Here is a 26,040-nt window from a genome sequence, read left to right on the forward strand (position 1 = left end):
ATGAAAACAATAATAAATCGCATCTTAATTTTAATAACGGTATTGGCAAGCGGCAATACTTTTGCTCAAAATGACCACTTTATTGAAAATGGCGTAATCGAATATGAGAAAAAATCGAATATGTATGCTTTGATTACAAAAAAAATAAAAGGAGAAACTGACGGTTATTATCAAGCTGCTTTTGATAGCTATAAAAAAAACAATCCACAATTTAAAACAACAAAGAGCACACTCAGTTTTTCAAAAAACAAGAGTTTATACAACTGGGTTGAAACAAATCAACCAGCAACCAACCATTGGATTGCTGACGACGCAATGGCCAATTTAAAAAATGTTATCGCCACAGATCTTGATACGCAAACCAGCATTACACAAAAAAACGTATACGATGATTTATACCTAGTTAAAGACAGCTTGCGCAAAATTGATTGGAAAATTACCGATGAAACCAGAGAAATTGCGGGTTACGAATGCCGCAGAGCAAATGCTATAGTTCTCGATTCTGTTTATGTTGTTGCCTACTACACAATTCAGATTCCATTCTCAGGAGGCCCTGAATCTTTCACAGGACTGCCCGGAACAATTTTAGGCATGGCTCTCCCGCATGAAAACATGACATGGTTTGCCACAAAAGTTACTGAAATTCCAGTTTCTGACAAAGATTTAGCTCCACCAGTTAAAGGCAAGCCTACTAACAATAAAGGACTAAACAAAATACTTTTGGATGCTTTGAAAGACTGGGGAAAATGGGCAAAAAAAACATTGCAGGCCTATTCTCTATAGCTAGCTATTAAACCTTATTTCTTATACAAAAACTAATCTAAGTATTTCTTGAGATTTCAAGAATATATAAATGGAGCCAGCAGCAGAATAGCAGCATCGTGGCGCAGTAAAGATGGAGCCGCCCCTCTTTCTGCCGCAAACAGCCAAAGCTGTTTTTTTTTAAGTTTAGATAGTGCACTGTAAAATATTCTCCAAAAAAACAACTGTGAAATCAAATCGATTTTTAAGCCTATCAAAAGAGGAGAAAAAAAATACAATCACTCCAACTCCGTTATATAAAAGTATAAGATTCCCAGATTTCAGCTCATGACGTTATGGAATCTTTTTGAAAATACAAGCATCTAAAAAATACTCCCTTAAAAAAAATTCTCAGAACGAAATATCTGCTTTTCTTTTTAGCGCTATACCTTTCAATTGGGTGTTCTGGCACTAACGAAGAAGAAGTCCAGAACCCAAATCCCGAATTGCCTCCCCCACTATCCAGACCATTTCGTCCAATTCCGCCAACATAGGCGATACTATTACAATCAAAGGAGAGAATTTTAATCCAAAGGCGGCTTATACAGTTCTAAAGGATGATTACGATTATCTTCGTGTAACAGACTAAAGAAAAATACAGAGTCCGCCGCTGCGTCTCAAAAAGGTTATTGCCCGCAATGGTTCATTACGAAAGGCCAAAAGAAATAAAAAGACAAAAAAGCTTCACAGCGATCCGAAGTTTTTTTGTTTTTAGCAGGAGTAAAACTCCATACATAAACCATTTAACTAGCATCCTAGTGATTTTACCCTAATAGATCCTCAGCAATCAAATAACAATAAGACCATCAGTCCATTCAAACAAATCCCTTTTCACCAGCATTCCCATCACCGGCCAAAATCAAAAAAAAACTAAAATCAATCTAAAAGAAAAACATAAAAACTAACTAACTAACTAACTAACTAACTAACTAACTAACTAACTAACTAACTAACTAACTAACTAACTAACTAACTAACTAACTAACTAACTAACTAACTAACTAACTTTTCAAGAAGGAGGAAATTGTTAAAGATAACTTTAAAGTTTTTTGACTAACGTAGATTCTTAGTGCTGGGATCAGTTCCAGAAATTCACTTTCCAGAATTTGTAAGGGATGCATTGACAAGAGATACAAATGGGGTACAAATAAAAAAACTGCAAAAAAATCGCAGTTCTTAATTTTAATATCTTTTATCCAACCTGTTATTTACTTCTTTTTGGATTTCTGCTATCGTTTTAATCCGCCCGGACTTAATCCAATCAAGCAATTCAGTCTTTTGAAAATATAGCCGCTTGCCCTTTTTGCTTACTGGCAGTTCATTCCTGCATACTTTAGAATATATTGTGGCAACAGAAAGCTTCAAGAGTTTTGAAGCATCCTGGATAGTAAGCAAATTATCATCAATCTCTTTATCCTCATTCGCGTTATTTTTTAAAATCCTTTCAATATTTTCTATACGCAAAGAAAGGGTTCCTAAAATATCTGGCAAATCTTCAAATTTATATGGTTTCATAATATGCATATGTTTTATAGATGCAAAAAGGTTTGCATCACTATTATTTTGCTGTTTTCAAGCTCTCTAAAAATAAAGAAATTAATTAAGCCGCTATACTTAATTCACTATAGAACAACACATTATCAGACGATTCATTTATATTTAAAAGTCTTTCCAAATCATCCAAAAAATGATGGTTTGTAATTTGTATCGTAAGGCTCCCCTTACGATACAAACCAAACCATTCTTTATTCCCCATAAACAATTGAATATCTTTACATTACAAACAACAGTAAAATAATAAAGAAATGGAATACAATGAAAATCAGCGTGGAAAAATTACACCTCAAAAAGCATTAAAAATGTTAACTGACGAAGGGATGAATGTAACCTTAGAAGAAGCTACGGAAATATTATCTTTTTTAAGAATTTTGGCGGAAGCAAGAGTGAAGCATTTTTTAAAAGATTCGGAAAGCGATGAAATCGTAAAAGATGATCAATTGAATCAAAATATTCACACTCCTACTAAAATTAGGCAGGAAAAAAAACTCTCTCCCGAAGGAATAATTTATTGCAAAACTTGTAACTTTTTAAACAATAATTTTTAGTTAATACCTATTAATTTAGCTGTAAAACCAATTTTAAGCTGTCAGTACTTTTAAAAACAAGCCTTATTGATTATAAGGCTTGCTTTATTTTTAAATATTATTCTAATGATATTCTGTTTGCGGCATCCCTTTTTTTCTGGTCAATCACTTTTACATATACCTGCGTGGTCTTAACGCTCCTATGTCCTAGCATTTTTGAAATGGTAAAAATATCTGTTCCCGCAGTGAGCTGGAGCGTTGCATAAGTATGCCTAAAGCAGTGAAAGGTAATATGCTTATTAATGCCAGATAATGCTACCCATACTGGAAGCACCCGGTCAACATCCCATTTATTTAATCCTTTAAACACCAATTCCTTTTCACCTTTTCTTTTTCCAAGCAGTTCAAAAGCTTTGTCAGAAATAGGCATTGTTTCAGCTCCTTGAGTTTTTTTCTGACGGAATATGATATAGTAACCATCATTTTCAATGTAATGGACCTCAGACCAGAGCAGCTTCGCAATATCTACATAACGTATTCCTGTCAATACAGAAAACATCGAAATTTTACGCACTAAGGAATTTGGACAGGGAGTAGAAAAAAGTTTTCGGGTCTCTTCAATAGTCATAAAATTGCGCTGAGATTCCATTTCTTTAATAGATCCAATTTTTGCGTTTATGTCTGTTCTTAGTTTATCCTCTTTATACGCCCCTTTTAGAGTTGTTTTTATTTTATTGTAATAGGAAAGCGCAGTATTGCGAGAAATCTGCTTATTATTCTTTCGCATGCTTCTCGCTTTGAGAAGATAATCTCTGAAGTCTTCAATAACTGTAACCGTAACATCCTTAAACAGCAGATCATTTCCATTTAAAAATGCTTCAAAGTGCGCTATGGCACAGTTCCATATCGATAGATTATTCCCTGTTTTTTTCTCTCCTAGCTTTTTATAGTATTGGAGAAATGATTCGTTTCCGCGGGCCTGAATCTGCAGCTGTTCTTTTTCAAATGGAGAATAGATCTCCGATTTATTGATTTCATTCTGTCTTCTTGCACGGATCAGTTCTGCCGTATGCAGATTTTCAGAATTTGACAGCTTCTGATACTGATCTGCCGGTTTCTGATAGATATAGAGTTTCAAAAACTCGCGTCTGGTGTAGTCGTTTGTTCTTGAATCCCACACGGGAGGATAGAAATCCAAATAGAGAGACATTCTTCCCTGAGAAATAGCTTTCTTTCTAAGTGTTACGATACTTTTACTCATGGCTCTGAATGTTAAATAATAAATCTATATCTCTTTTGGAAACATAAACAAACCTGCTTACACTGTATTTTTCAATCCTTGCTCTCAGCAAAATGCCGTATAAGGCAGCAGGAGAAATATTCAGCTTCTTCTGTATTTCAGAAATTGTATAGCAGTGCTCAATTCCTGGAAATTTCTGAAAAGTTTCTTCATTTTTTCTGCTTTCGTACAACCGTTCAAAAAAACTATCAATATCTGAACGTCTTATAATAGTTTTACCTCCAATTTTACTAATGGCAATTTCATTCCTTGAAATTACCCTATAAAGCGTCCTCCTGCTTACTCCCATAAAAAGACATGCTTGATCAATAGTGAAAATTTCAAGTTTTTCCAGCTGCTCGATACCCGCGTCAAGTATGGATTTCATTTCTTGCCGTCTGGCCTCTTTCTTTTTTTCGCTGCTTCTCTTCTTGTAATTCTTGCTTCCGCAGGTTAGCGAGCAAAATTTTGTTTTAATTGTCTTTGCTGTAAATTCACTATTACAGAACTGACAGATTTTGGAAATCCTAATGTTTGAACCCATAATTTTTAAATTTAAGTTTCCTACTGCACTTAAATGTCCTTCGAACTTCCATAGTTACTTTCCAAACTCTGGAATCTGCCTTGCCAAAATATAAGGGCACAAGACAAACGATATGCTCAAAAAATAACATTTTTGCTAATTTCTCCTCCAAAAATCCGATCTTTGAAAACCTCAGCAAAATGTACATTTGTGCCATCATTTATCCCTTTTTGTCACAAAATTTGTACCTCGAAATCCGAGGTACAAATAAGGTACAGATTTAAGCAAAGCAATACCAAATATTCCAAAATAAAAATCAATAAAAAAAGAGTCAAAATGTTAATTACCAACACCTTAACTCTTTTTGTTATTTTTTGTTTTGCGTTTCTTTGTTCCTTCTACTTCCCGATGCAGAAATTCGCAAAAATATTCCCCAATAATTCGTCATTAGAAACTTGTCCTGTAATCAGTCCGAATTGATATAAAGCTTCGCGAATATCAAGCGCCATTAGATCACTTGAAAGACCTGATTCTAAACCAAATTTTACTTTCTGAATTTCATCTAAAGCTTTTAATAACGAATCATAATGTCTTGTATTGGTAACAATCGTTTCATTATTTCGAAGCGCTCCTGTATTCACAAAAGACAACAATTCATTCTTTAAATCTTCTACTCCTATTTTTTCTTTCGCAGAGATCAATAGCAATTTTGCATTTAAATTCTCTAACTGATTGGTTATATTAGCTACTTCATCAGCAGATAGAATATCTTTTTTGTTCACTACAATAAGCAGCGGTTTTAGTGGATATTTATTTTTGATCTGCTCAATTTCATTTACAAATTCAGAACTTGATGTCTGAAACTTTAATCCATCAAACAAATAAATTACAACTTGAGCCTGTTCTATTTTTTCGAAAGTTTTCTTGATTCCGATACTTTCTACAACGTCTTTTGTATCACGAATTCCTGCAGTATCAATAAATCTAAATCCAATACCGCCAATTACTAATTCGTCTTCAATGGTATCGCGCGTAGTTCCTGCAATGTCTGAAACAATGGCACGTTCTTCGTTCAACAAAGCATTCAATAAAGTCGATTTACCAACATTTGGTTCACCTACAATCGCAACTGGGATTCCGTTTTTGATTACATTTCCAACAGCAAACGAATCGATTAAACGTTTTAAAACAAATTCAATACGGTTTAATAATTCATGAAATTGTGTTCGGTCTGCAAATTCTACATCTTCTTCTGCAAAATCCAATTCCAATTCTATTAAAGAAGCAAAATTTAAAAGCTCTTCTCTTAGTTTCGCAATTTCATTACTGAATCCGCCACGCATTTGCTGCATCGCAATTTGATGAGAAGCTTCGTTGTCTGACGAAATCAAATCTGCCACCGCTTCTGCTTGCGATAAATCCAGTTTTCCATTTAAGAAAGCTCTTAATGTAAATTCACCAGCATCAGCCATTCTACAGCCATTTCGAAGCAATAACTGAATAATCTGCTGCTGAATATAAGTCGATCCGTGACAAGAAATTTCAATCGTATCTTCTCCCGTATAAGAATTCGGACCTTTAAATACCGAAACCAAAACTTCGTCTAATGTTTTACTTCCGTCTACAATATGCCCTAAATGAAGTGTATGCGTCTTCTGTTTTGTTAAATCCTTGTTTTTAATAGATTTAAATACCGAATTGCCAATTGTAATGGCTTCGGCTCCAGAAATACGAATTATGGCGATAGCTCCAGCTCCCGAAGGCGTGGCCAAAGCAACTATAGAATCTTGATTTATCATGCTGCAAAGGTATAAAAAAACGCTCAAATTCTTTTCTGCGTTAATGCAACTCGATTCAAACAAGAAATCTTCAAATTAATTGAGATTAATAAATTATTAATTGTTAAAATACTGATAAATATCAGGTTGTTTTCTTCGCAGAATGAGTAAATTTGAGAGACAAACCTTAATCTTAAGTACTATGAAAAAGATATTATTTCCAACCGATTTCTCTGATGCTGCTACCAATGCATTTGTCCATGCTTTAGAATTTGCTAAAGTGGTAAACGCCGAATTAATCTTACTTCATACATTCGAGATTCCCGTTTACGACAGCCAATTCTTTCCAGAGAATTATGCTTCTATATACAGTTCAATCGAATTGGCAAAATTTGAAATGTTTAAAGACGAAATTCCAAAACTACGCCAAATTGCTGCCGAACGTAAATTAGAAGATATTGTAATCAAACACCGTTTAATGGATGGTGATCTTATCTACAACCTAAAAAATGCCGTAGAAGAAGATCAAGTCGATTTTGTGATTATGGGAACCAATAGCGCTTCTGACTGGACTAAATTCTTTACAGGTTCTAATACCGAATCTGTGATTTCTGGAGTCGAAGTTCCTGTTCTGTGTATTCCTATCGATGCAAAATACAGAAAAGTAAAAACTATTGGCTTTACTACACGCTACCGTGAAAAAGATAAAAAAGAACTGAAAAAAATTCTGAAAATCGCTAAAAAAACCGGTGCTAAGGTAAAAAGTTTATACGTTAAAACTTCTAATTCAGATGTTTCAGAAGAAACTAGAAAAGAATGGGAAAAAGAATTCTCTGAAGAAAATGTAGAATTTTTAGTTTTACCAAGTGATGACGTCAAAGAAACCATTCTTGACTTTATTCTTTACAAAGACATTGATGTTTTAACCACAATTACACATAAACGCTCATTCTTTGAAAGTCTATTTGATTCAAGCTTTTCAAAAAAGATTGCCAAAGAAGTAACCATTCCAATTTTGGTTATGCATGAAGATTAAATGGCAATAGTGATGATTTTGTGACTTAAAAGCTATATTTGTATTTCAACCAAAATAATAGAATGAAAGCATATCCAGACAACGTTACAAAATACTCAGAACTCTATAATAAAACCAACAAAAAATACAACAGCATAAGTCTTTTGAGACTATTAAGTATTTTCCTTTTCTTGTTTTTTATGTTTTATTACATCAAGACAGATCAAATACTTTATGTTACCCTAGCTGTTTTGTCTTTTGCTGGTTTTATTTTTTTTATGAGAATACATTCGAGAGTATCATTTCAAAGATTGCTGGCAGAAACACTTTTAAAAATTAATCAGAACGAAATTGCTTTTCTGAAAAGAGAAAAAACACCTTTTGAAAACGGAGCTGAATTTATCGATTTTCATCATCCGTATGCTTACGATTTGGATATTTTTGGAGACCATTCTTTATTTCAAAACCTAAATAGAACTGCCTCTTTTATCGGAAAAAAAACACTTGCGGAATTATTACTGCATACGCTACCCGAAACCGAAATTTTAGAAAATCAAGAAGCTATTAATGAATTAAAAAGCAAAATAGATTGGAGGCAAGAATTTCAGGCTTTAGCAATCTTAAGTCAAGATTCTAAACAATCTTATGAAGCGATAAAACATTGGACTTCTTTTACAAATAATTCCTTACCTAAAGTTTTAGTCGCATTATCATTAATTCTTCCAGTAACCTTTTTTGGATTTCTGGCTGCGTACTTTATTACATCTAAAACCATTATACTTTCTTATTTAACATATGTCTTTATTGCCAATTTAATTGTTTTAGGAAGAGCTGTAAAGAGAATTCAATCGGAAATAGCAAAAGCTGATAATGTCGCCAACATCATAAAGCAATACAGTTTATTGATTGAAAAAATTGAACATGAATCTTTCCAATCTAAGAAACTAATTCGCTTACAAGAACAGCTTAACTTTAAGAATGCAAAAGCGAGCCAGCATTTTAAACAGCTTTCTGAGTTATTTTCAAGAATGGATACGATAAACAACTTTGTAACAGCCACTTTATTCAACGGAACATTCTTATTCAATCTGCATGTTTTAAAAGCACTTTTAAAATGGAAAGAAGATTATGCTTCAGAAATGAATCATTGGATTGCTATAATTGGCGAAATTGAGGCGTTAAATAGTCTAGCTAATCTAGCTTACAATAATGAAGATTTCGTTTTTCCTGAAATCAATTCTGATTATAAAATCGAGTTTAAAAATCTAAGCCATCCGTTATTGAACCCCGCAACAAGAGTTGGAAATGACACTCGATTTCATCCACAATCTTTTGTGATTTTGACCGGATCTAATATGTCTGGTAAAAGTACATTTTTAAGAAGTTTAGGAATCAATATGGTACTTAGCGGAATTGGTTCAGTTATTTGTGCATCAGAAGCTAAAGTACATCCACTTCCAGTATTAGTTTCAATGCGATTATCAGATTCTTTATCTGATTCTGAATCTTACTTTTTTGCTGAAATTAAACGTTTAAAACAGATTATGGATGAACTTGAAAATCAGCCCGCTTTTGTTTTATTAGATGAGATTTTAAGAGGTACGAATTCTGATGATAAAAGAAACGGAACAATTGAAGTGGTGAAGAAAATAATTTCTAAAAAAGCAATCGGTGCCATCGCAACACACGACATTGAAGTTTGTTTGACTACAAATGAATATCCTGAAATTTTAACCAATCAATGTTTCGAAGTTGAGATCCAAAACAACGATTTACATTTTGATTACAAACTCCGAAACGGAATCTGTAAAAACAAAAGCGCAACATTCTTAATGCAGAAAATGGGGGTTATTTAATGGTGAATTGTAAATGGTGAATGGTGAATTATTTTCTGTATGCAAAGAAGACATTCACAATTCACCATTTACAATTAACAATTAATTTTCCTCGTACATTTCCATCCACAAACGCGTTTCTTCTAAATCGAGTTCTTTTTCTATTTTGCGGAAGATTTCTTCATTGACAGAACCAAATTTATGCATCGATTCTAATTTTGCTCGTTCTACATTCAGCAGATCGATCTGGATTTTAGTAAAATCATTGAAAATTTCACCGCCAAGAAGTTTTCCATTTCCGAAGAAATTAGCTGGAAGTTCTGTCTTTTGAAGTCGGTTGAATTTTACTTCGTATTTGCTTTTTATGTTATGAAGCAATTCATCATTCAGTAAAGAGAAATTATCTTCTATGTGCGCGATCGTTTCTGAAACAATCACGTTTCGTATATTATATTCTTCGGCAAGTATTGAATAACGCTCAATTTTCAACTTTTTGATGAGCCAAGGAAGCGTAAGCCCTTGTATGACCAAAGTTGAAAGTATTACACAGAAAACTAAGTATATAATTAAATTTCGAAGCGGAAATTCTTCTGTTTTATTCAACATTAACGGAAGTGCCAAAGCCGCAGCCATAGAAACTACACCTCGCATTCCTGACCATCCGAAAATGATCATGTTTCGATAATCAAATTGTTCTTTTTCTCGAATCTTTTTACTGATTACCCGAGGAAGAATTGTAGCGGGAATAACCCATAAAAAACGAACTAAAATCACTACAATACTTATAACTGCTCCCCAAATGAATAACGAACTGCCAGAATAATTACTTATTCCTGCAATGATTTGTCTTAACTGAAGTCCAATTAAAATAAAGATTAAACCATTCAGAATATTATTAAGCACATCCCAAATTGTATTCGTCATAATTCGGCTTTCATGCGAAAAAATAGTTCCTGATCTTGCTGCCAGAAAAAGGCCTGTTGTTACCACAGCCAAAACTCCAGAACCTTCAAAATGCTCCGCAAGAAGATAAGAAGCAAATGGCGTCAATAATGTAAGTGTTACTTCGATAATATCATCACAAACAAATCTTTTATGGATATAATACATAATATATCCAACAGCCAAGCCTATTGCTATACCTAAAACTGACATTAATACAAAATTTAATCCTGCCTGCCACAAAACAAAATTACCTGCTGTAATTGCTGTAAGCGCATATTTATAGGCAACCAGACCACTTGCATCGTTTACTAAACTTTCTCCTTCTAGGATCGCAATTAACCTCGGATTAAGCCCTAACCCTTTTGTAATCGCCGTTGCCGAAACGGCATCGGGAGGAGAAACAATAGCACCAAGCAAAAAAGCTAACGGCCAAGACATATCATCAATAAGCCAATGTGCTGAAACAGCAACAAGTCCTGTTGTAAAAAAAACCAAACCCACAGCAGCAAAAGTTATCGGACGTATGGACTGCTTAAAATCTGACCAGCTTGTATGCCATGCTGCATGGTATAAAAGAGGTGGCAAAAATATAATGAATACGATTTCTGGACTTAAAGCAATTACAGGAAGTCCAGGAACAACACTAATAACAACACCGCATAAAACCAAAACAATAGGAATCGGAAAATTATATCTTTTACTAACAAGGCTAAGAAAAGCCACACCGAAAAGCAGCATTATGATAACGGTAATATTATCCATTTGAGATGGTTTTGATTAGATTTTGATTTATGGAATTTGGGTACTAAATTAAGATTTTATGACAACTAAATTAAAAAAATAGAATACCAATTTATTGACTTATGTCAAACTTTTTGGCTTTAAACAACTTTAGATTTGCTTCTTATTATTTCTAAAAAGGTTTTATGACAAGTACAGAATTAAGTCCGTTAATACAATTTGGAATTTCGAGTAAAGAACGTGTAGAAAATGCTTTAGAACAGCTTAAAAAAGGAAAAGGTGTTTTGGTAACCGACGATGAAAACCGAGAAAATGAGGGAGATCTTATATTTTCTGCACAACACATAACTGTTCAGAATATGGCTTTAATGATTCGCGAATGCAGCGGCATTGTCTGCCTTTGCCTAACGAATGAAAAAGCGGATGAATTGGAACTTCCCTACATGGTAAAAGAAAACACAAGCAGTTTTCAAACTCCTTTCACGATAACAATTGAAGCCAGAAACGGAGTTACAACTGGAGTTTCTGCAAAAGATCGAACTACCACTATCAAAACAGCTATTGCAGCAAACGCAAAACCAGAAGATTTAGCAAAACCTGGACATATTTTTCCTCTTAGAGCAAACAATAATGGTGTTTTAGGAAGAAATGGTCATACTGAAGGAAGTGTCGATTTAATGAAATTGGCGGGTTTACAACCTGAAGCTGTCCTTTGCGAATTGATGAACGAAGACGGTAGCATGGCGAAACTAGACAAAATTGTTAGCTTTGCACAAGAACACGACTTAGTGGTTTTGTCAATAGAAGATATTATTTACTACCGCAAATTCGTTAGAGATTATAACTAAATGATATACGAACAGCTTGGCAATTCTATTCGAAAAAGCATTAACGTTTCTGATGAAGATTTAGAAACCATTCTCTCCTATTTTAAACTTATCAAAAAAGGAAAAAATGAAATTTTGCTGGCTCAAGGCCAAGTAAGTCAAGAAACATTTTTTGTTGCAAAAGGCTGTCTACGCATCTTTTTTATTAATGAAGAAGGAAAAGATGCTACGCGATATATTGCATTCGAAAATCAATTTGCAACAGCTTTAGTTAGTTTTATCACCAAAATGCCAGCGTTAGAAAATATTCAAGTTGTGGAGAAATCAGAATTGCTGAGCATTTCTCATGAAAATTTCAATCATTTGATGACAATAATTCCGCAATGGCGTGAGTTTTACAGCAATTATTTGGAAAAAGCTTATGTAAATAATGCCAATCGATTAATGTCTTTTACAACTATGGATGCTTTAGAAAGATACAATCAGCTTTTGAAAATAAATCCTTCCATTGTGAAAAGATTGCCAAATAAAATTGTTGCTTCTTATATTAATATTTCACAGGAAACTTTGAGTAGGTTGAAATCTAAAGTTTAGAGCTTTTTTTTTAGCCACTAAGACGCTAAGACTCTAAGTTATTTTTAGCCACGCGCGAAACAATTCGTAAATTTAATTAAATTATTATTTCAATATGAATTGCCTCCAGCTTTAGCTGGAGGTCAAAAAGGAGAATAAGAAGGCTTTAGCCAAATTCAAAGTTTGGCTAAAGCCTTTTACAATTTAAAACAAAAACCTCCAGCTAAAGCTGGAGGCAATTCATATCTGTCTTAATCAGCTTAAATCTTTTAAAATCTGCGTGAAACCCTTTGCGTTTCTTGCATATAAATCTTAGTGAATCTTTACGGTAAAGATTCACAATAAAAAAAAGCCGAATCTAAATTAAGATTCGGCCTTTTGATTTTTATGATTCACAGCTGCTGCAAGAAACAAGACTTGTTACCAATTCTTTAGAAACACTCTGGCTTCTTTGGTAATACAGACTTTTTACTCCTTGCTGCCAAGCTTCAATCATTAAACGGTTTACATCTTTGATTGCCAATTCTGCTGGAATATTAAGATTTAAACTTTGTCCTTGATCAACAAATTTCTGACGAATTCCTGCTTGCTGCACAATTTCTAACTGGCTAATTTCTTTAAATGTTTTAAAAACATCTTTTTCAGTTTGTGTCAGCTGCTCCATGTGTTGCACACTTCCTCCGTTTAGCATAATTCCTCTCCAAACTTCTTCGTTGTCTAGCCCTTTTTCTTCAAGCAACTTTTTAAGGTATTTGTTTTTACGCATAAAGTTACCTTTACTCAATCCAGCTTTATAATAGTTACTGCTAAAAGGTTCGATTCCTGGCGAAGTTTGCCCTAAAATTGCAGAAGATGAAGTTGTTGGCGCAATTGCCATTGTGGTTGTATTACGTCTTCCGTAACCTTTTAGCAATTCTGGTTCGCCATAAATTCTAGCCAATTCTTGACTAGCTTTATCTGCTTTATCGCTAATATGTTTGAAAATCTCTGTTGTTTTCATTTTAGCTTCCATTCCTTCAAACGGAATCATATTTTTCTGCAAATAAGAATGCCATCCTAAAACTCCTAAACCAAGCGCACGGTGTCTTTTAGCAAATTTATTCGCTGCAGAAAGATAATAGTTACCTTCTGTTTTTTCAATAAATTCCTGCAAAACAGCATCTAAGAAAAAGATCGCCAATTTTACCGCTTCAGTATCTTTCCATTCTTCATATAATTCTAAGTTCATAGAAGATAAACAGCAGATAAATGATTCATCATGCGTAGACGGAAGCATAATCTCACTGCATAAATTACTGGCGTTGATTCTTAGATTCTGATCTTTATAAACTTGCGGCTTATTTTTATTTACGTTGTCACTAAAGAAAATATACGGTAATCCTTTTTGTTGGCGGCTTTCCAATACTTTCGCCCAAATTTGTCTTTTATCAACATCGCCATCAATCATTTCCTGCATCCAGTAATCTGGCACACAGATTCCCGTAAACAGGTTTTGAATTGGGTTTCCGATACTTTTAATTTTTAAAAATTCCTCAATATCCGGATGGTCAATATCTAAATAAGCAGCAAACGCACCACGACGAACTCCACCTTGAGAAATAGTGTCCATTGCCGTATCAAAAAGTTTCATAAAACTAACCGCTCCACTACTCTTTCCGTTATCAGTTACAGCACTTCCGCGTTCACGTAATTCACCAAAATAACCAGAAGTTCCACCTCCAATTTTAGTCTGCATAATTACTTCACCCAGTTTATGTGTAATCCCTTCAATCTTGTCTGGAACATGAACATTAAAACAAGAAATTGGCAAACCTCTTTCGGTTCCCATATTGGCCCAAACTGGCGAACTTATGCTCATCCAACCTCTTTCGATCATTTCCATGAAAGATTCTTTCAATTCTGGTTTGTACAGCCTTTTCGCTGCAGCCGTACAAATTCTATCGATTGCCCCTTCTACAGTTTCTCCTTTTAAAAGATAGCCACGATTTAAAATCTGTTCACTTTCAGAATTTTTCCACCACATTTTACTGTCGTTTTGCGTTTCAAAATTAGTATTTGCTGAGTTTGTGTCTGTCGTATTCATAAGTATTCTGGGCTTGTATTAAAAAAGGTCGTTTGCTGTAATGCTTTTATCGTGTTTTGTATATTCTACTGGACGTTTTGCAAAGAAATCGTCTAAACTGTTTGCAAAAACCTCTTCTTCAAACCAAGTCATTTTTGAATATTCTTCTGGAGCCACATTAAAAATAGTTTCAATATTGATTTGTTTTAAGCTCTCGTCAATTCTAAATTTCATGAAGTTTACTAAATCTTCTTTATTTATGGTTTCTATCGCTCCATCCTCAAAAATCCAGTCCAAAATAGCAGCTTCAACACTAATAGATTCTTTTACTGTTTCTCTAATTAACTCTAAAGTTTCTGCATCAAAATATTCTGGAAACTCTTCACGAATTTTATTAATGATATAGATTCCGCCATTAGCGTGAATTTGTTCGTCGATCGAAGTCCAAGCAATAATATTGCTCACATTTTTCATATAACCTTTGAATCTTGTAAAAGACAGCAAAATGGCAAACTGACTAAATAAAGATACATTCTCAATCAGGATACTGAACAAAATCAGTGAAACCATATACTTTCTGTTATCCTGAGATTTGGTATCTTTCAGTACATTCGAAAGATAATCTACACGTCTGCGTATTACAGGGACATCTAACAGCTTTTCAAACTCATCATTATATCCTAAAACTTCCAGCAAACGAGAATATGCTTCTGAATGTCTAAATTCACATTCCGCAAAAGTAGTTCCCAAACCGTTGAATTCTGGTTTCGGAAAATGCTCATATATATTACCCCAAAAACTTTTTACAGCTACCTCAATCTGTGCAATTGCCAACAAACTATTTTTAATTGCTGTTTTTTCTGCCAGATTTAAATGTGCATGAAAATCTTGTGTATCGGCAGTAAAGTCTACTTCGGTGTGTACCCAGTACGCTTTATTGATCGCTTCGGTAAATTGCAGAACCTCAGGATACTCAAAAGGTTTGTAATTGATTCTTTTATCAAAAATTGACATATATATAGAGTTTTAAGTGACTATTTTAGAGACAGAAATATGAGCGCTTAAATTGGGGAGGGATTAGCGTGATTTCTATAATTACAAATTTAACCTACAGTTATTCTTTTGTCCCATTTTAGATGTTAAAAATCCATCCAATTATCAACAGTTTTAAAACTTCAAAAATTCGGTATGACTCAAATTTTATCAACATGAAAATAATGTTCTGTAATTTGCAATGAACTAGCATTTTCCCTAAAATTAATATCAAGTTATCAACATCAAAAAATGGTCTTTTTGAAGACAGTAATAAAAACAGTTATCAACATTCGTATTTTGAAAACAGAAATTTGAAGAAGAATTTTGCTTGGAAAAAACGCTAGTTATTAATAATTATTCTAAATAATACTTTGAACCGCAAAAACATAACAATCATTATTACAGTAATTTAATATCTACATATTATAAAAAAGTTTTGAAATTCACAGAAAACAACGAAATAAGGCTGAAGAATCTACTAAAATCTCATTTCCAAAAGTAGTTACATCAAAAAAGAGGAAAAAACGATAATCCCTTCTTAAAAAGAGCACTTTTTTCTCTAAGAAAAGACGCTTTTATTTATGGTTCAAAAACGAACCAGATTAAAACAAAATTAAAATTTACTTAAGCAATCCTTAATTTTTAGAAAAACTAAAGCCGAAATGCCTTTTTACAGCAAATTATTCTTGCTTTAAGAATATTAATTTTTACATTTGCTTTTATTTTTATTTATTCTAAATAGATTAAAAATATTTCCGAAAATTAAATCAATCTTGAACAATTCTATAACCATAAATTATCGAAATATGAAAAAGAACCTTTTTGTTTCTTTTGCATTTGCTGCTACTTTATTTGTAAGTGCCCAACAAAAAAACTCTCTGCTAGATGCCGCTTTCTGGAAAACTTCACCAACTGTAGAAACGGTTCAATCAGAAATCTCTAAAGGAAATAATCCAGCTGAAGCTAATGCCAATGCATTTGACGTTACTACTTTCGCTATTAATAATGATGCGCCTTTTGCAACTATCAAATTTTTGGTAGAACAGCCTGGAAATTCAGTTACAAAATTAACTCACGATAATCGTATCTATCTGCACTGGGCAGCTTATAGAGGAAATACAGAATTAGTACAATATTTAATTTCTAAAGGTTCTGATATAAATTATGAAGACAGCCACGGAACTGCGCCTGCGGATTTTGCTGCTTCAAACGGTCAGTCAGCTCCAGCAATGTATGATACTTTCTTTAAAGCTGGACTTAATCCGACAAAAAAATATGCTAATGGGGCAAACCTTTTACTCTTAGCTATTGCTTCTGATAAAGATTTAAAAGCTGCCGAATATTTTTCTACTAAAGGAATGTCTTTAAAAGATGTGGATAATGATGGAAATACAGCTTTCTCTTATGCAGCAAGATCTGGAAATATTGCTCTTTTGAAAAAACTTTTAGAAAAAGGAATCAAACCAACTGATGGCGCTCTTTTATTTGCTGCGCAAGGAAGCAGAAGGGAAACCAATACTCTTGAAACCTATAAATATTTGGTTGACGAAGTAAAAATCAAAGCAACTGCTCAAAATAAAGCGGGACAAAATGTATTGCATATTTTGGCTGGAAAACCAAATCAGACAGAAATTATTCAATATTTCTTAGCAAAAGGTGTTGATGTTAATAAAGCAGATAAAGAAGGAAATACACCATTAATGGCTGCAGCCGCAGCAAGAGATGCAGCTGCTTTGGAACTTTTTCTTCCAAAAGCTAAAAACGTAAATGCGCAAAATCTAAAAGGAGAATCTGCTTTGACATTTGCTGTAAAAAATGGAACTCCAGAAGCTGTAAATTTACTTTTAGCAAAAGGTGCCGATGTAAATGTGAAAGATAAAGACGGAAACAATTTAGGTGTTTATTTAGTACAATCTTATCGTCCAGCAGGAAGAGAAAAAGCGGCGACAGACCCTTTTGATGCAAAAGCAAAATTACTTCAGGATAAAGGTTTAAACCTTGCAGCTCCTCAAAAAGATGGAAATACTTTATATCATTTAGCGATCACTAAAAATGATGTTTCTCTTCTTAAAAAAATTACTGATTTAAAAGTAGACATCAACGCTAAAAACAAAGACGGTTTAACAGCTTTACACAGAGCGGCAATGACTTCTAAAGATGATGCCATCTTGAAATATCTAGTTTCAGCTGGTGCTAAAAAAGACATCAGCACAGAATTTGACGAAACTGCTTATGCTTTAGCAAAAGAAAATGAACTGCTTACAAAAAATAATATCTCAGTTGAGTTTTTAAAATAACTTTAAAAAAATTATGAGTTTTGAGTTATGAATTATGAGTGGAAAATTCAAGCCGTAATTAATAACTTAAAACTCATAAATCATAATTAAAATTCATAACTTATAATTCATAATTTAATTTCATGAAATCAATATTAAAAATTGCTCTTACAGGCGCTTTTATCTTTTTAGTTTCTTTCCAATCTCAGGCACAATCGAGCAAGTATAAAATCATGCTTCAAATGAACAATTATATGGGAGAAGGTGCTTATATCGTTGTTTCTCTTGTTAATTCGGCTGGTGAGTACGAAAAAACGCTTTATGTAATGGGCGATGATAAAAAATGGTACAAATCTCTAAAAGAATGGAACAAATTCCATACGCAGAAAAATGATGATATCAGCGCTAAAACTGGAGCTTCTGTAACTGGTGGAGACCGTAGTGTAACTACAATCGAAATTGAAAATTCTAAAATTAACAAAGGATATAAACTTCGTTTTGAGTCGGCTGTCGAAGATCAGAAATACTATGTGAGCGATCTTGAAATTCCGCTTACAACAGAAGCTATGGCTGATAAAACAGACGGTAAAGGTTACATCAAATATGTAAGATTAAACAAAATATAATCTTAAGCACATTATTTTTTAACCTTATAATGAGTACAAATTTTATTTTTGTGCTTAGAATTAAAATCTGAGCTTTGTCATCGTTTTAAACTTTGACAAAGCTTTAAACGTTTTATAATAGAATACACTCAATGACTCTTTCTTTCTGGCGTTACGCACACTTGGCTTTGGCCTTGTTTTCTTCTATTTTTTTGCTTTTAGCTTCGGTAACCGGAATTATTCTGGCAGTCGATGCGGTTCAGGAAAAAACACTTCCGTACAAAGCTGAAAATTTTAATGAAATAACTTTGGGCGAAACCCTTCCTATTCTTAAGAAAGCGTACCCAGAAATTACCGAATTAAGTGTCGATTACAATCAGTTTGTAACGCTTCAGGCTATTGATGCTGATGGAAATGATGTTAAGGCATACATTGATCCAAAAACAGGAAAAGCATTAGGAACTCCTGCAAAAAAATCCGAATTCATAAATTGGATTACAAGTTTTCACCGTTCGCTATTTCTTCACGAAGCAGGGCGTTTTTTTGTGGGTGTAATTTCTTTTTGCTTGTTATTAATTGCCATTTCGGGTTTTGTTCTAGTTCTGAAAAGACAGCGTGGCATCCGAAATTTCTTTTCTAAAATAATCAAAGAATATTTTGCTCAATATTACCATGTTCTTTTAGGAAGATTGGCTCTTATTCCTATTTTGATTATTGCACTTACAGGTACCTATTTATCGCTCGAAAGATTCAACTTTTTTATAGGTGAAGAAAAAGCAAAACCTATAAAAACAGCACTTTCAGAAAACGCCAAAATAACTTCAGTTTTCAATACCACTTTATTATCTGAAGTAAAAAAAATCGAATTTCCTTTTACAGACGATCCCGAAGAATATTATATCATTGAAACAAAAGATCGCGAGATTGAAGTCAATCAGGTTACAGGTGCTATAATTTCTGAAAAACGTTCTCCAATGACGGCTCAATTTGCTGCATTAAGTCTTGATCTTCATACGGGAAGAATTAACGGAATCTGGGCTGTAATCTTAGCAATTGCGTGTATCAACATTCTATTCTTTATTTATTCTGGTTTTGCAATTACTTTGAAAAGAAGATCTAGCCGAATTAAAAATAAATTTAAAGCAAGCGAGAGTACTTTTATCTTTTTAATCGGTTCCGAAAACGGAAGCACTTTCCGATTTGCCAATGCGATTCAGAAGCAATTAATTGAGAATGGACAAAAAGTCTTTGTAAGCGAACTGAATAAATTTACAACTTATCCAAAGGCTGAACATATTGTTGTTTTCACTTCAACTCATGGTTTAGGAGATGCACCTTCTAACGGAACACAATTCAAAACATTAATAGAAAAACAAAATCAAGATCAGAACATTAATTTCTCTGTGGTTGGTTTTGGTTCTAAATCTTATCCTGATTTTTGCCAATTTGCAATTGAAATAGATCAGCTTTTAGGAAAACAAAAGTGGGCAGATCGTTATTTAGATTTGAAAACTGTCAATGATAAATCGGCTGTTGAATTTGTAGAATGGGTGAAATTATGGAGCGAAAAAACGGGAATTCCGCTGGCAACAACTCCATCGCTATATAATCATATTCCAAAAGGTTTACAGAAATTAATGGTTTTAGACAAAACGCCAATTTCTGATACCGAACATACTTTCATTCTGACTTTAAGAGCAAGTGCAAGAGTTAAATTCAGTTCTGGCGATTTATTGGCAATTTATCCTGCCAACGATTCTAGAGAACGCCTCTACTCTATCGGAAATCATTCTGGAAATATTCAATTGGTTGTAAAATTGCATCCAAACGGATTAGGTTCTGGTTTTTTAAATTCGTTAGAACCAGGAAATGTCATAAAAGCTCAGATTGTAAAAAATCCTGCTTTTCATCTTCCTAAAAAAGCTTCAAAAGTTGCTTTTATTTCTAACGGAACAGGAATTGCTCCTTTCTTAGGAATGATCGAACAGAATAAAGCTAAACAAGAACTTCATTTGTACAGCGGATTTAGAATGGAAACGCCAACATTAATGGCGTATAAAAAGTTCGCTGGAATCATGATTCAAAAAGAACATCTGGATAATTTTCATGTGGCGCTATCTCGTGAAGCTGAACATATTTATGTAATGGATTTGATTAAAAGAGATTCTATTTTCTTTGTGAATTTATTAAACAAAGGCGGGGTTATTATGATTTGTGGTTCACTTGCCATGCAGAAAGATGTCGAAGCTATTTTGAGCGAAATGTGTTTAGCAAAAGGATTAAAAACGCTCTCTGAATATAAAGCCAACAAACAATTTTTGACAGATTGTTATTAGAGTAATTTTAGATTTTAGATTGTTGATTTCTAATTTTCAACTTTTGACTTTTGACTTTCGACTTTTGACTTTCGACTTTTTAATACATTTTCATGCATAACTTATTATCATATAAAATTTCATTATTTTTTGTAATTATTTGCTGTGTATCTACACATTCTCAAGTATTACGAAAAAGAACGACGCTTTTGATGGGCGGACGTTTTGATATTTCTATTGTAGACAAAGATTCTCTTTCGGCAGAAAAAAATATAGATGAAGTTATTGCCGAGATTACACGAATTGAATATTTAATATCCGATTGGAAACCCACTTCTCAAGTTTCTGAAGTCAATCAGAACGCTGGAATAAAACCTGTAAAAGTGGACCGTGAAGTTTTTGAATTGACTAAAAGAGCCATCAAACTTTCTGAAATTACAAATGGCGGTTTTGATATTAGCTTTGCGGCAATGGACAGAATCTGGAAATTTGACGGCTCAATGACGGAAATGCCTTCGGCGGAAGCCATAAAAAAATCGGTAGAAAAAGTCGGCTATAAAAACATTATTCTAGACAGCACAGAATCGACTATTTTCTTAAAATTAAAAGGAATGAAAATTGGATTCGGCGCTTTAGGTGAAGGTTATGCAACCGACAAATGCCGTGCGATGATGATTGCAAAAGACGTTCAGGCCGGAATTATAAATGGTTCTGGAGATATGAGCACTTGGGGAAAACAACCTAATGGAAAAGATTGGAAAATCGGAATCACAAATCCGTTTAAACCAGAAAAGATTTTGGCAGCTGTTCCTTTAATAGACGGTGCTGTAACAACTTCAGGCAGTTACGAAAAATTTGTAGTTTTTAATGGAAAACGTTATTCACATATTATAAATCCTGCAACGGGTTATCCTGCCACTGGTTTGTGCAGTGTAACAGTCTTTGGTCCAAACGCTGAAACCGCTAACGGATTAAGTACTTCTATGATGGTTTTAGGTCAGAAAGAAGGTTTGCTTTTATTGCAAAAATTCCCAGATTACAGTTGTGTGATGATTACGGATAAAGGGAAAATTATTAAGTCTAAGAACTTCTCTTATAAGTTATGAGTTATGAGTTTTGAGTTGACTTTAGCTTTAGCTGGAGGTATAAATATATCTACATAAGAAGGCTTTAGCCAAACTTATTTTGGCTAAAGCCTTTTTCATTTCCTTTCAAAATAACCTCCAGCTAAAGCTAGAGGCAACTCATAAATAAGCTTTGAGGCCTTGCTCCCGATAACTATCGGGATTGCGAGATTATTTCATTTGCATTACTAATAAAAACACTTTACGAAAACCCTTCTTCCGAAACTTCGGGATTGCTCACGAAGACAACCGAATTATCAATTATTAATTATCAATTGGAAACTCATAATTCATAACTCTTAATTCATAACTCCAAAAGACAACATTAAAATAACATTAGAATACTTCTCCAAATTCTAATAATCTTCTAATTGCTTTATTTAGATTAAATTTAAATTATCGTATAAGTTTGCAGTCCTATAAATAGTAAACTTACATGAGAATTCTTTACGCTCTCTTTTTTATGATGACTTTTTCTGGGTGGTCTCAAACCGGAAAAATTACAGGAAAAGTCTATTTTGCCAATAATGAAACCGCTTTTGGAGCATCAGTTCAAATAACGGGAACTAAAAAATTTGTTGTCGTTGACAATGATGGTCAATTTGAAATAAAAGGCTTGGCTTACGGAAGTTACGATTTGGAAATTTCTTCAATGGAAGCAAAACCAAAAAAAGTAAACATATCCGTAAATCGTCCATCACATCAAATCAATATCGCATTAGAAAAAATAACAGATCCGAAAGCGCTTAAAGAAGTCAAAATTGAAAAGAAAACATTCAAAAAAGACATTATAGAAAAAGGATTTGCGGTAAATGTCATTGAAACGCAAGAAGCTGCAAAAAGAAATCTGCAAACCAACGATTTATTAGACCGTTCTGGCGGAGTAAGAATCAGACAAAATGGAGGTTTGGGTTCTGCTGTAACGTACAACATCAACGGAATGTCTGGAAATGCGATTCGAATTTTTATTGACGGAGTTCCGATTCAGACTTACGGCGCTTCTTTCAGTTTAAATAGTATTCCGCCTGCATTAATTGAAAGAATTGAGGTTTTCAAAGGAGTTGTTCCAGCTTATTTAGCTGATGATTCACTTGGAGGCGCAATCAATGTGGTTTTAAAGAAAGGAGCAAAAAACAGTCTAAACGCTTCTGTTTCTTACGGATCATTCAATACCGTACAATCGAATGTGAATGCTTCTTACCGAGATAAAAACGGATTTACAGTAAAAGCAAATGCATTTCAGAATTACTCGGATAATGATTATGAAGTTTGGGGAAAATGGGTTTACAATATCGCTCCAAACGGACGTTACGAATACATTCGTGCGAAGAGATTTGAGAGTATGTACCGTTCTTTTGGGGGACGATTAGAAGCTGGTTTTACCAATGTCGATTGGGCAGATAATCTACTTATCAGCTACAATGGTTCGCAAGATTTTAACCAGATTCAGCACGGGCAATACATGACTAAACCTTATAAAGGTCGTTTTAGTGAATCGGCAGCCAATGTATTTAGCTTGAATTATAGCAAAAAAGACTTCCTAATTAAAAACCTTGATTTTTCTCTTATTTCGGTTTACAGTCACAGAAACGATGTGATCAACGATACCGTAAAATGGAACTACAACTGGAATGGCGAAAAAGCGTTGGGTCTCTATGGTCAGCCCATTTTAACCAATACTGGAGCACAACAGGGCGCGCCAACCATCAATCATATGAGATCGGATATTTTTAATACTCGTGCAGGTTTAAGTTATACGATTACTGAAAATCACAAGGTTTTGGTGAATGTTATGACTTACATTCTTGATCGAAATGATTATGATGAAATGCAGCCAGAAATTACTAGAAACTTTATAATTACTAGAGATTTAGCTAAAACCATTTCTTCATTTGCTTATGAAATGACGGCGTTTCAATCTCGATTTAGAGCGAATCTTTTCGTAAAAAATTACAATCTGAAAAATGAACAGAGAGATCCTCAGGTTGTAACTCAAAACGGCCAAAATGTAGTAAAAGAAGTCATTACCTCTAAAAGAACCAATTATACTGGGTACGGAATGGCCACTTCCTACTCTATTCTGCCAAAAGTTATGGTTATGGCTTCTGCTGAAAAAGCAATCAGACTTCCTTCTGAAAATGAAATATTTGGTAATCCTGGAGAAAACATCATCAGCAATTCTGGTCTAAAACCTGAACAGAGCAATAATTTTAATGCCGGTTTACGTTTTGGTCCATACGAAATTAATCATCACAAATTTACCGTTTCAGGAAACGCTTTCTGGAGAAATACCGAAGATAAAATTGTACGTCAGATTAGTGATCGTGTAAACGAAGCGATTCAAGCTTCACCTTTCGTAAACTTAGGAAAAGCGCAATCTGTAGGTTTTGAAGCTTCTTTTCAATACTCTTTCAACAATCGTTTTTTTGCGGGTATGAATCTTTCAAAATTCAATTCGCTGTTTAAAGATAAATATGATAAAAACGGAAACATTCTTCCGAACTATAATAAACAGCTTCCAAATGAGCCTTTCTTTAATTTAAATGGAAATCTTCAATACAATTTTAGAAATGTAATTCAGAGCAAATCAGAGCTTAATTTATATTACTACTGCGGTTATGTTGCGCCATTTTATACTTCATGGTTAGAAACCGACAGAACTACAGCCCAGTTTCCGCAAGATTTAGGTTTGAGTTATGTTTTTCCAAACAAGCAGATCACGGTTAGTTTTGATGCAAGAAATGTTTTTGACGAACAGGTTTATGACAATTTCGCAGCTCAAAAGCCAGGAAGAGCCTTTTATTTAAAACTCAACTATACCTTAAATAAATTTTAATCATTCAATACATAACTAATTTTTAAATGCAATAAAAATGAAAAAAAACACATTTAAATTATTTACCTCTAGCTTGCTAATTGGTGCATTTGCATTGACAACAGCTTGCAGCAGCGACGATAACAAAAATACTGAACCTGTTAACCCAGAAACAGACGGACGTTGGATTACAGTAGCTGGAGCAGTAATGCAGACCGATCCAGGAGACGGAAACGGCGGAACAAAAGTGTACGCTATTAGTAAAGCGAATGCTATTGATCCTAATTTTTCTGTAAATGTTTACGATCAAGGTGTACCGGTTCAATCTAGCAGAACGGCACGTTTACAATCTTCTGTCGACGGAACCACGCTTTTCAACATCACGTATACTGGTGCAAATGGTGGAGAATTTATGACGTACAAAGTAAACGGAGGAAACAATTTTGCACAATCTGATGCTAAAGTAAATATCTCTCAATATGCGGGTACTTCTCCAAGATGGGTAAAACTTTTTGATGGAGATAAAACAGGTGTTGCAGTAAACATTGCTGCTCCAATTGTTAGTGTAAACGAAGACAAATCATATAAAAATACAAGAGGAAAAGCGACTGTTTTGTCTCTAGACATGAAACAAACTTTAATCTCTGCTTACAAACAATATGACATTCCGTTAACTGCTGAAGAAGAAGCACAAGGACACCACATTTTCCGTTTGGATGCTCCAACTTTAAACAAAGCGGGCAACAAATTGATCATTGGAACTTGGATGCGTAAAACAGACATAACTAACCCAAAAGAAAACGAAAGTTCATTTACTCGTTTAGGTTCAAAATCTGTTGTGGTTGATTATCCTTCTTTAGAAAATCCAGTGGTAATTACTTCAAAAGTTGCTTTTGGTGATACTAGCGGATACAGAAGTTTTAACAGTTTTGTGGCTACTGACGGAAACATTTATCAGGCAACACAAAGAGATACTCAAAAAGGTTCTTATATTTTAAAAATCAATCAGAACAATCAATACGATGACAATTATGTCTTTAGTTTAGATACTGCTTTAGGAGTAAAAGGAAGCTATATTGATGCTTGGAGATATGTAGGAAACGGAATTGCTTATGCGGTTTATACTTTTGAAGGTACGAATCAAGGTTATGTAGCAAGACTTGATTTGAATGCTAGAACAGCACAAAAAGTTGAAGGCATTGATTATGATGCTGACTTAGATTTCGGACAATACCAAGGTTTTGTTGTTGATGGAAACAGCTTCTACATTGCTGTTACTCCAGTTGGAAAAGACGGTAACATTTATGTAATTGATATTCCTTCTGGAAAAGTTACTAAAGGTGCCAAATTATTGAACAAACCTGGAAACCACTATATTGGTGTATTCTAAAAATATACGGCTGTGAA

The 26,040-nt window shown here is 33.9% G+C and carries 20 protein-coding genes; 13 read left to right on the forward strand and 7 right to left on the reverse strand.

Features of this window, described 5'->3' with window-relative positions; genetic code table 11:
* Positions 1-783, forward strand: a complete 783-nt coding sequence (locus tag AC5ZCW_RS21790; RefSeq protein WP_496121733.1) for a GLPGLI family protein — start codon at positions 1-3, stop codon at positions 781-783.
* 478 nt (positions 784-1,261) lie between these two features.
* Entirely contained in the window at positions 1,262-1,390 is a 129-nt protein-coding gene (locus AC5ZCW_RS21795) for a hypothetical protein (protein WP_496121776.1), read from the forward strand.
* Positions 1,391-1,983: 593 nt separating this feature from the next.
* On the opposite strand, the gene AC5ZCW_RS21800 is transcribed toward AC5ZCW_RS21795, so the two are convergent.
* Complete coding sequence (locus AC5ZCW_RS21800) at positions 1,984-2,316, reverse strand: helix-turn-helix domain-containing protein (protein ID WP_496121734.1); 333 nt, start codon at positions 2,314-2,316, stop codon at positions 1,984-1,986.
* 290 nt (positions 2,317-2,606) lie between these two features.
* On the opposite strand from AC5ZCW_RS21800, the gene AC5ZCW_RS21805 reads away from it, so the two are divergent.
* Entirely contained in the window at positions 2,607-2,906 is a 300-nt protein-coding gene (locus tag AC5ZCW_RS21805) for a hypothetical protein (RefSeq protein ID WP_496121736.1), read from the forward strand.
* Between the two features lie 97 nt (positions 2,907-3,003).
* Here the strand turns inward: AC5ZCW_RS21805 and AC5ZCW_RS21810 are convergent, their stop codons facing one another.
* From AC5ZCW_RS21810 to mnmE, 3 genes are all read right to left on the reverse strand, one after another.
* The gene (locus AC5ZCW_RS21810) at positions 3,004-4,146 is read right to left on the reverse strand and encodes a site-specific integrase (protein ID WP_496121737.1); all 1,143 of its coding nucleotides are present in this window, start codon (positions 4,144-4,146) and stop codon (positions 3,004-3,006) included.
* Complete coding sequence (locus AC5ZCW_RS21815; RefSeq protein ID WP_496121738.1) at positions 4,139-4,708, reverse strand: helix-turn-helix domain-containing protein; 570 nt, start codon at positions 4,706-4,708, stop codon at positions 4,139-4,141. The genes AC5ZCW_RS21810 and AC5ZCW_RS21815 overlap by 8 nt, the downstream gene beginning before the upstream one ends.
* A gap of 377 nt (positions 4,709-5,085) precedes the next feature.
* Entirely contained in the window at positions 5,086-6,486 is a 1,401-nt protein-coding gene (gene mnmE, locus AC5ZCW_RS21820) for a tRNA uridine-5-carboxymethylaminomethyl(34) synthesis GTPase MnmE (protein WP_281632900.1), read from the reverse strand.
* Positions 6,487-6,667: 181 nt separating this feature from the next.
* Here mnmE and AC5ZCW_RS21825 point away from each other — a divergent pair, with 181 nt between their 5' ends.
* The gene (locus AC5ZCW_RS21825) at positions 6,668-7,501 is read left to right on the forward strand and encodes a universal stress protein (protein ID WP_281632901.1); all 834 of its coding nucleotides are present in this window, start codon (positions 6,668-6,670) and stop codon (positions 7,499-7,501) included.
* Between the two features lie 62 nt (positions 7,502-7,563).
* On the forward strand, positions 7,564-9,336 hold the full coding sequence (locus AC5ZCW_RS21830) for a MutS-related protein (protein ID WP_496121739.1): 1,773 nt from the start codon (positions 7,564-7,566) through the stop codon (positions 9,334-9,336).
* An 81-nt stretch (positions 9,337-9,417) separates the two neighbouring features.
* Here the strand turns inward: AC5ZCW_RS21830 and AC5ZCW_RS21835 are convergent, their stop codons facing one another.
* Positions 9,418-11,022: a Na+/H+ antiporter gene (locus AC5ZCW_RS21835; protein WP_281632903.1), complete on the reverse strand. Its 1,605-nt coding sequence runs from the start codon at positions 11,020-11,022 to the stop codon at positions 9,418-9,420.
* Positions 11,023-11,186: 164 nt separating this feature from the next.
* On the opposite strand from AC5ZCW_RS21835, the gene ribB reads away from it, so the two are divergent.
* Positions 11,187-11,849: a 3,4-dihydroxy-2-butanone-4-phosphate synthase gene (gene ribB / locus AC5ZCW_RS21840; RefSeq protein WP_343543988.1), complete on the forward strand. Its 663-nt coding sequence runs from the start codon at positions 11,187-11,189 to the stop codon at positions 11,847-11,849.
* Entirely contained in the window at positions 11,850-12,422 is a 573-nt protein-coding gene (locus AC5ZCW_RS21845; RefSeq protein WP_496121741.1) for a Crp/Fnr family transcriptional regulator, read from the forward strand.
* A 364-nt stretch (positions 12,423-12,786) separates the two neighbouring features.
* Here AC5ZCW_RS21845 and AC5ZCW_RS21850 read toward each other — a convergent pair whose 3' ends face one another.
* Positions 12,787-14,484 carry a ribonucleoside-diphosphate reductase subunit alpha gene (locus tag AC5ZCW_RS21850; protein ID WP_343543986.1) on the reverse strand — a complete coding sequence of 566 codons (1,698 nt, stop codon included), beginning with the start codon at positions 14,482-14,484 and terminating at the stop codon, positions 12,787-12,789.
* 18 nt (positions 14,485-14,502) lie between these two features.
* Positions 14,503-15,477, reverse strand: coding sequence for a ribonucleotide-diphosphate reductase subunit beta (locus tag AC5ZCW_RS21855; protein ID WP_281632907.1), 975 nt, complete (start codon positions 15,475-15,477; stop codon positions 14,503-14,505).
* 827 nt (positions 15,478-16,304) lie between these two features.
* Between AC5ZCW_RS21855 and AC5ZCW_RS21860 the strand changes: the two genes are divergently transcribed.
* From AC5ZCW_RS21860 to AC5ZCW_RS21885, 6 genes are all read left to right on the forward strand, one after another.
* Positions 16,305-17,795 carry an ankyrin repeat domain-containing protein gene (locus AC5ZCW_RS21860; protein WP_496121743.1) on the forward strand — a complete coding sequence of 497 codons (1,491 nt, stop codon included), beginning with the start codon at positions 16,305-16,307 and terminating at the stop codon, positions 17,793-17,795.
* A gap of 122 nt (positions 17,796-17,917) precedes the next feature.
* Positions 17,918-18,400 (forward strand): DUF2271 domain-containing protein, encoded by a 483-nt coding sequence (locus AC5ZCW_RS21865; RefSeq protein WP_496121744.1) that lies wholly within the window; start codon positions 17,918-17,920, stop codon positions 18,398-18,400.
* A gap of 131 nt (positions 18,401-18,531) precedes the next feature.
* Positions 18,532-20,715, forward strand: a complete 2,184-nt coding sequence (locus tag AC5ZCW_RS21870) for a PepSY domain-containing protein (RefSeq protein WP_496121745.1) — start codon at positions 18,532-18,534, stop codon at positions 20,713-20,715.
* A 92-nt stretch (positions 20,716-20,807) separates the two neighbouring features.
* Positions 20,808-21,800, forward strand: coding sequence for an FAD:protein FMN transferase (locus AC5ZCW_RS21875; RefSeq protein WP_496121747.1), 993 nt, complete (start codon positions 20,808-20,810; stop codon positions 21,798-21,800).
* A 454-nt stretch (positions 21,801-22,254) separates the two neighbouring features.
* Positions 22,255-24,654 (forward strand): TonB-dependent receptor, encoded by a 2,400-nt coding sequence (locus AC5ZCW_RS21880; protein ID WP_496121749.1) that lies wholly within the window; start codon positions 22,255-22,257, stop codon positions 24,652-24,654.
* Positions 24,655-24,691: 37 nt separating this feature from the next.
* Entirely contained in the window at positions 24,692-26,023 is a 1,332-nt protein-coding gene (locus AC5ZCW_RS21885; RefSeq protein ID WP_496121751.1) for a DUF4374 domain-containing protein, read from the forward strand.
* Positions 26,024-26,040: the final 17 nt, after the last annotated feature.

This window comes from Flavobacterium sp. PLA-DH12 (assembly GCF_059511845.1).